This is a genomic window from Halogeometricum sp. CBA1124, assembly GCF_009741955.1.
Taxonomy (GTDB): Archaea; Halobacteriota; Halobacteria; order Halobacteriales; family Haloferacaceae; genus Halogeometricum; species Halogeometricum rufum.
This window is the reverse complement of sequence record NZ_WPCD01000338.1, coordinates 1-1,833: the sequence shown is the minus strand read 5'-3', so window position 1 is coordinate 1,833 and position 1,833 is coordinate 1. Positions and strand designations below refer to the sequence as shown.

Annotated in this window: 2 rRNA genes; both read right to left on the bottom strand. The window is 56.2% G+C overall.

Going from position 1 to position 1,833, the window contains the following annotated elements:
* Window positions 1-15: 15 nt before the first annotated feature.
* A 5S ribosomal RNA gene (gene rrf / locus GJ632_RS21255) occupies window positions 16-136 on the bottom strand.
* Between the two features lie 127 nt (window positions 137-263).
* A 23S ribosomal RNA gene (locus tag GJ632_RS22645) occupies window positions 264-1,833 on the bottom strand; the annotation flags it as partial.

Sequence of the window (1,833 nt, the reverse complement as noted above, 5' to 3'; positions counted from 1 at the left end):
ATCTGCGTATGAGTGGGGAGGCGGCGAAGAGCGTTTCCAGAGGTTCGCACACTCCAGTACTTACTGCCACGCTGGCGAGCTTAACTTCCGTGTTCGGGATGGGTACGGGTGTTGCCTCGCCGCTGTGGCCGCCTTAACGCCAACCGACGGAATCGAACCGTCGTAAGACCACTGTTGGTGGTTCTACAACCGTATGTGTCGCGTGCAATCCAGTTAACGCCTGAACCCGTTCACCGAGACCAGCGGACTGGTCCGATGAACAGTATGAATGTGGCATGGACTGTTAGTGCTCGTGGACTGAACGCCTCGTTGCCTCGGCGCGTACATCCCGAGTCTATCGAACTCGTCTTCTACGAGTGTCCGTGATGGTACTTCTTTTCCAGGTGGGTTTCGAGCTTAGATGCGTTCAGCTCTTACCCCGTGTTGCGTAGCTACTCGGCATTTGCCTTCTCAGACAACCGATACACCAGCGGCAACCAATCGTAGTTCCTCTCGTACTATACGATCGTTCCCGTCAAGTACCTTACACCCCCAATAGATAGCAGCCGACCTGTCTCACGACGGTCTAAACCCAGCTCACGACCTCCTTTAATAGGCGAACAACCTCACCCTTGCCTGCTTCTGCACAGGCAGGATGGAGGGAACCGACATCGAGGTAGCAAGCCACCGGGTCGATATGTGCTCTTGCCGGTGACGACTCTGTTATCCCTAAGGTAGCTTTTCTGTCATCTACGGGCCCCATTAAGGAGCCTCGTAGGTTCGCTAGACCACGCTTTCGCGTCAGCGTCACTCGTTGGGAATGACACTGTCAGACTTCCGTGTGCTCTTGCGCTCTTCCACGAGTTTCCGACTCGCGTGAGGAAATCTTTGGGCGCGCTCGATATCTTTTCGAGCGCGTACCGCCCCAGTCAAACTGCCCGGCTACCGGTGTCCTCCTCCCGGAGTGAGGGTCGCAGTCACTGACGGGTAGTATTTCAATGTTGCCTCGGTGGCCCGCTAGCGCGGGTACCTGTGTAATGGCTCCTACCTATGCTGCACATCAGCGACCACGTCCCAGCGACAGCCTGCAGTAAAGCTCTATAGGGTCTTCGCTTCCCCTTGGGGGTCTCCAGACTCCGCACTGGAACGTACAGTTCACCGGGCCCAACGTTGGGACAGTGGCGCTCTCATTGATCCATTCATGCAAGCCGCTACTGAAGCGGCAAGGTACTACGCTACCTTAAGAGGGTCATAGTTACCCCCGCCGTTGACAGGTCCTTCGTCCTCTTGTACGAGGTGTTCAGATACCTGCACTGGGCAGGATTCAGTGACCGTACGAGTCCTTGCGGATTTGCGGTCACCTATGTTGTTACTAGACAGTTGGAGCGCCCGAGTCACTGCGACCTGCTCGATCAAGAGCAGGCATCCCTTATCGCGAACTTACGGGACTAACTTGCCGAATTCCCTAACGTCGGTTGATCCCGACAGACCTTGGCTTTCTCCGCCAGAGTACCTGTGTCGGATCTCGGTACGATCGTCACCTCGCCTTTTCACGGGCTCTAGGTACCACCGACTTGCGCTGTCCCGCGCTTCGCTCGCTTCGTGCCGTTACGGCTTCCACGAGTTTCCGCGGTTCGACCGGGCGAAGGCCCGGTTCGGTGTTTCCCAAAGCGTCGGCTTTGAGTGGTGACGGTACTGGAATATTAACCAGTTTCCCGTTTGTCTCATTCGAGTTACGGTGAGACTTAGGATCGACTAACCCTCGGCTGATTGGCAGTGCCGAGGAACCCTTACTCGTAAGGTCGTCGGGGTTCGCACCCGACTCTCGCTGCTACTGTGACCAGGATTTTCGTT